The sequence below is a fragment of the Acidocella sp. genome, from assembly GCF_035535915.1.
In the GTDB taxonomy this organism is placed as follows: domain Bacteria; phylum Pseudomonadota; class Alphaproteobacteria; order Acetobacterales; family Acetobacteraceae; genus Acidocella.
This window is the reverse complement of sequence record NZ_DATLPB010000090.1, coordinates 1-5,277: the sequence shown is the minus strand read 5'-3', so window position 1 is coordinate 5,277 and position 5,277 is coordinate 1. Positions and strand designations below refer to the sequence as shown.

The following is a 5,277-nucleotide window of genomic DNA, read 5'->3' as shown; positions in this document are numbered from 1 at the left end:
AGATCGGCGACGAAAATTTCCCGCAATCCGGACGGCGGGAGCGGCTTCGGCGTCAAAACGGGCAACAATGAAAGGTCGGGCTGGTCGTTCAGCAAAGGCCATTCCCATTCGCATTTTTGCAGCGACAGTCCGGAGGCCCGGGTTGTTTCCAAGGTCTGCAGGATATTCTGCCCGCTGCGAGTCACGCGCAGGCTGAAACCAGCCTGCGCCAGGTCAGAGGAGACGGTGTCGTAATAGCGGCTCAGGAAATGCCGTGTCGCGGGAGGAGAAGCGTCGGGCGGCTGAAATTCGCGGGCGTGGTCGAGCTGGTTGGCGCCGCCTCCGGTCAGGCTCAGGACCAAGATTGTCTCCTGCCTCGCCGGCGCGGCACCCATGAAAGATCACCTCGCGTAAAGAACCGATTTCACATTCACGAATTCCTGCATTCCATAATGGCCCAGCTCCCGTCCATGACCGGAACGCTTGACACCGCCAAACGGGGCTTCCGGTGTCGAGGCGAGGATTTGATTGACCGCCGTCATGCCGGTTTGCAGGTCCGTGACGAAGCGTGCCTGCTCCTGCACCTCTTGCGTCCATACCGAGGAACCGAGACCGAAGGGGACGTCATTGGCGATGCGGATGGCGTCATCGAGATCGGCGGCGCGGAACATCATGGCGATCGGGCCGAAAATCTCCTGAGCCGTAAACGCATTGCCAACCGGAATATCGGTTAAAATGCCCGCCGTCAGATAGGCGCCGGGCCCGTCAGGCTGCTCGCCGCCACAGAGCAGTTTGGCGCCGATATCCCGGGCCTCCGCCAGTTGCTGCAGAACCGTGTCGCGTTGGCCCACACTGGAAAGAGGCCCCATATCCGTCTTCTGGTCGAGCGGGTCGCCGGCTTTCACGGCGCGCATGGCGGCGGCGAAGCGTTCCAGGAAATTGTCGTAAATCGCGGCGTGGACGATCATTCTCTTGCCGCAAATGCAGGATTGCCCCGTGTTCTGGATCCGCGCCGTGACGGCAGCGCGCACCGCCTGGTCGAGATCGGCCGACGGCATGACGATGAACGGATCGGACCCGCCCAGCTCCAGGACGATTTTCTTGAGATGGCGCCCCGCCTGTTCGGCGACCGCCATGCCCGCACCTTCGCTGCCTGTCAGCGTGACCGCCACGATCCGTGGATCGGCGATGAGATCCGCCACGGCGTTCGATTTGACGGCGAGATTCTGGAACAATCCGGCCGGCCCGCCCGCGTCACGGACCATTTCTTCCAGGAGATTTGCCGTCCCCTGGACCAGGCTGGCATGTTTCAACAGCCCGACATTCCCGGCCATGAGGGTGGGGGCCATAAAGCGCACCACCTGCCAATAAGGAAAATTCCACGGCATGATGGCGAGAACGACGCCATGCGGCAGCCAGTATGTTTCCGCGATTCCCTGGGCGAAATTCGTGCGGGTGGGGGCGAGCATTTCCGGCCCGACCTTCGCATAATAGCGAAAAGCGTGAATGCATTTTTCGACCTCGGCCAGGGACGATTTGAGCGTCTTGCCCATTTCCGCCGTGGCCATGGCGGCCAGCCGGTCCTTATTCCGTTCGAAATTATCGGCGATGCGGCTCAGAAGCTGGGCGCGCGCGGCGGGCGACGTACGCCGCCACTCTTGAAAACCAGCCGCCGCGGTGTCGAGTTTCCGCTCGATTTCCGCAGACGAAAGCTCAGGATAGGTGGCGATGGTCTGCCCGGTGGCGGGATTGATGCTTTTGAACATGGACGTTCCTCCGTTGCGGGACGTTGGTCCAAAGCTGGGAAGCGGGCCGGTGCGGTTCAACCGGAAGGAAGGAGCCGCTTTTTGAAAAAAGCGGCGCAAAAACTTTCTTTACGCTGGGCCGGAGGCTGTGTCGGCGCCAACGCCCATGGCCCGGCATAACAAAGTTTTTTTGCTACTTTTTGTTCACAAAAAGTAGCGCTTCCTTGCTTCTTTAACGCGCCGCGAGAATGGCTTCGACCGTTTCCTGCACGGCGAAGGCTTCCGCGAGCGTGGCGAGCGGGTGCGCGGCGCCGCGCGTCATGGCGGCGACGCCTTCGAGCTGGCGGCGCAGCACCAGGGGGCGCGTCGTTTCATGCGGCAATGCGTTCGGCACCGGCTGCCAGCTGCCATCGGGGCCGAGGCGCTCGGCATTGGACCAGTCGCGCAGCCGGATCGCCCCGGCGCTGCCGTGCAGCGTCCAGCGATTCAAATCGTCCTGCGCGGTGGTGCCGATGGACCCGGTGAGGGTGACCGGCACATTTCCGGCCGTGAGCTGTGCGCGGATCGCGCGCTCGCTGCGCCCGGCCTCGGGAAACGCCGCGAAACGCGCACCGAGCGTGAAGGGGCCGGCGAGGCGCAGTGTGAGGAACAGGAAATGCGAGACGACCTCACGGGTAAAGCCGCCCTGCTCCGGCCGGTCGAGCCAGGCGGCGGCATCGTGCTGCCAGGCGCGCGGCCAGGTTTTAAAGGCCACCTCGATGTCCAGCGTGCGCGGCGTGCCCACGGCGCCTTCGGCGAGCCAGCCTTTCAAGGCGTCCACGGCGAAGGAGGAGGCCATCGGGAAATTCACGGCGGCGCGCTGGCCCGCGGCCGCGGCCAGGAATTGCCGGGCCTCGGCGACATCCACAGCCAGCGGCTTCTCGCAGAAAATCGCCTTTCCCGCCGCCAGGGCCGCCTGCATATGGGCCAGATGGGTGGCGGGCGGCGAGGCGATATAGACACAATCGCACCCGGCGATCACTTGCGCAGCACTTTCCGCCCGCGGCACGGCGGGCAGGGCGGCGAGGCGGGCCATCGCGGCTTCCGCCGGGTCCCAGATGCCGCTGATGGCCACGCTGTCGGCGGCGTGCTCAAGGGCGGCGCGCAGCAGGCGTTCGCCCATGATGCCCGCGCCGAGGATACCAAGCTTGATCGGTGCCATGAAAATCTCCGGTTGGTGGGCATGGCTGCCCGTTGCGTCCTGCCATACAAGATCGGGCGAGCCGGGAGAATGCCATGGTCGAGGGGCGATGGGGCGGCCGGCCAGGATGGAGCCAATCATGCAGGACGCGCTTGCTTATAAAATCCTATTGCCGGGCGAATGGGCCGCGCTGCGGCGCGAGGGCAGTTTCGCAGGCGCCCCCGTGGATGTCGCCGACGGCTTCATCCATATGTCCACGGCCGCGCAACTCGAGGAGACGCTGCGCAAGCATTTCGCCGGCATCGAGGCGCTGTATATCGCCGCCGTCGATGTCGCGGCGCTTGGTCCCTTGATCCGCTGGGAGCCGTCGCGGGGCGGCGCGCTTTTCCCCCATCTCTACGGCACGCTGCCGCTCGACGCGGTGGTCGCGCACGGCAAATTGGCGCGGCATGAGGATGGTTCCGTGCGGCTGCCCGCCGTTGGGAGCGGAAATTAGCCAAAAAATTCATGCAATCGGGCCATTTTATGTCGATGCCACAGGCCCGAATGCATAAAAGTTGGGGCTGTCCCAGGGAGGCTGTCGCAATTTAGACAGCGCCTCGCGAGAGATCGGCATTTTTCAATCCAGCATTTCGGGGCCTTTCCTTGCTTGGTCAAGGGGATGCCCCGCCCGGATGCGCGGCCCGCATGCCAGGCGGGACCGACGGCGCCATTCCTTCCGGAAAGGGTGTTAAGGAATGATTAAATATCGGTGGCGCATTAACTATAAGATACGGTATCGTAAGGTATAAAATATTCGACTCCACGCCAGGGAGCACAAGGGGCGTCGAATCGGCCCCAAAATTCGGCGCAACGTCGGCGCGCGCTTTGTGATTCCATTTAGAAATCCTTCATGGCTGGCGCCGTATCGTGCGTTGGGAGGGCAAAGGTTGATGGAATATCTGAAATGAAATTCAGTATCGTCATCCCGAATTATAATTACGGGCGATTTATCGGCAAGGCGATCGCAAGCGCGCTCGCCGTGGAGTGGCCGGACCTTGAGGTGATCGTTGTCGATGATGGGTCGACGGACAATTCGCGAGAGGTGATCGAGAGCTTCGGCGCCAAGGTGACCGCGATTTTTCAGCCGAACGGCACGCAGCGTGTCGCATGCAATACCGGTTTCGCACGGTCGGCCGGCGATGCGGTTATTTTTCTTGATTCCGACGATGTGCTGATGCCCTCGGTGGCGCGCGAGGTCGCCGCCGTGTGGTCGGACAGGGTGAGCAAAGTCCAGTTTCAGATGATGCGGATCGATCGCGAGGGGCAGCCCACGGGGCGGGTGTTTCCCCTCTATATGCCGATGCCGACGCCGGATTTGATCCGTGCCTGGGTCACGGAGACATCGGCGTATCCGACCCCGCCGGGGTCCGGCAACGTCTATTCCCGAAAATTCCTGGAAAAAATCTTCCCGCTGGATGAGTTGTGCGGCCCGGCGGCCGATTCCGCGTGCCTGTCGGTCGCGCCTTTTCTGGGCGATGTCGTCACGATCCGCAAGCCGCTCGTGCAATATCGGTCGCATGGGCTGAATGACAGCAATCTACTCACGAATCATGCCCGTTTCAGCCGGGAGGTCGCGCGGGCTCAGGCACGCTGGAAATTTGCCTGCAAAACCGCGCAGGATTCCGGCCTGTCGCTGTCGGAAACAAGCTTGTTCAAAAGCCTCCATCTGCTGCAATTGCGCGTGGCGTCGTTGCGGGTGGATCCGACCTTGCACCCGCTCGTCGATGACAGCCGCCTGCGCGCGATGTGCGACACTGTGCAAGTCGTGTGGTCGTTTCCCATCGCCTCGATCTACAGGAGGCTGATCATCGGAGGCTGGGCGCTGTTGACTCTGGCGGCGCCCAAGCCCCTGGCGATGAGGTTGATCGCGCTGCGATTTGCGCAACGCTAGGGCGTTCCGCCGCGTGGATGTGGGCGGGGATTCCGCCGGGCGGCAATAAAGCCGCCGGCACTGGAGGAAACCATGTCTGGATTCAAACTCTCTCTCTGGATCGCCGGAATCGCCTTCATGATCGCCATGATTGCGATCGCGCAATGGTGCGACTTTCCGGCCATGCCAAACGGTTGAGCGCCGGCGAGGCAAGGAAGGAAGCGCTACTTTTTGTGAACAAAAAGTAGCAAAAAAACTTTATTATGCCGGGCCGTGGGCGTTGGCGCCGACACAGCCCATGGCCCAGCGTAAACAAAAGTTTTGGGGCTGTCCCAGATGTTAGGTTGAATTCTTTCTGACCCAGCGCTTGAGCTGCTTCAAGAGCTGGGCGGGAGAGCCGTCGTTGAACCTCCACTCGCATTCCTTGAGGAAGAGGTGGAAATTGGCTTTTGGGATGCCGT

The 5,277-nt window shown here is 62.2% G+C and carries 5 protein-coding genes and 1 pseudogene; 2 read left to right on the top strand and 4 right to left on the bottom strand.

All coding sequences use genetic code 11. The features are described from left to right. The 3 genes from VNC39_RS11670 to VNC39_RS11660 form a co-directional block, all read right to left on the bottom strand. The coding region (locus VNC39_RS11670; RefSeq protein ID WP_413788790.1) for a hypothetical protein at positions 1-341 on the bottom strand (341 nt) is incomplete at its 3' end. 39 nt (positions 342-380) lie between these two features. After that, on the bottom strand, positions 381-1,745 hold the full coding sequence (locus VNC39_RS11665) for an NAD-dependent succinate-semialdehyde dehydrogenase (RefSeq protein WP_325399376.1): 1,365 nt from the start codon (positions 1,743-1,745) through the stop codon (positions 381-383). Between the two features lie 211 nt (positions 1,746-1,956). Continuing rightward, a complete protein-coding gene (locus VNC39_RS11660; RefSeq protein WP_325399374.1) occupies positions 1,957-2,925 on the bottom strand; it encodes a Gfo/Idh/MocA family protein in 969 nt (322 codons plus the stop codon). Positions 2,926-3,043: 118 nt separating this feature from the next. Between VNC39_RS11660 and VNC39_RS11655 the strand changes: the two genes are divergently transcribed. Together VNC39_RS11655 and VNC39_RS11650 are read left to right on the top strand one after the other, a co-directional pair. Then, positions 3,044-3,400, top strand: coding sequence for a DUF952 domain-containing protein (locus VNC39_RS11655; protein ID WP_325399372.1), 357 nt, complete (start codon positions 3,044-3,046; stop codon positions 3,398-3,400). A 450-nt stretch (positions 3,401-3,850) separates the two neighbouring features. Further along, positions 3,851-4,837 carry a glycosyltransferase family 2 protein gene (locus tag VNC39_RS11650; protein ID WP_325399370.1) on the top strand — a complete coding sequence of 329 codons (987 nt, stop codon included), beginning with the start codon at positions 3,851-3,853 and terminating at the stop codon, positions 4,835-4,837. 318 nt (positions 4,838-5,155) lie between these two features. On the opposite strand, the pseudogene VNC39_RS11645 reads toward VNC39_RS11650, so the two are convergent. Continuing rightward, positions 5,156-5,277 (bottom strand): annotated as a pseudogene (locus tag VNC39_RS11645) (IS1595 family transposase); the annotation flags it as partial.

Excerpts from the sequence above, each read along its gene's own strand:
- VNC39_RS11655 (WP_325399372.1), top strand. The coding sequence starts at position 3,044 with ATGCAGGACGCGCTTGCTTATAAAATCCTATTGCCGGGCGAATGGGCC.
- VNC39_RS11660 (WP_325399374.1), bottom strand. The coding sequence starts at position 2,925 with ATGGCACCGATCAAGCTTGGTATCCTCGGCGCGGGCATCATGGGCGAA.
- VNC39_RS11650 (WP_325399370.1), top strand. The coding sequence starts at position 3,851 with ATGAAATTCAGTATCGTCATCCCGAATTATAATTACGGGCGATTTATC.
- VNC39_RS11665 (WP_325399376.1), bottom strand. The coding sequence starts at position 1,745 with ATGTTCAAAAGCATCAATCCCGCCACCGGGCAGACCATCGCCACCTAT.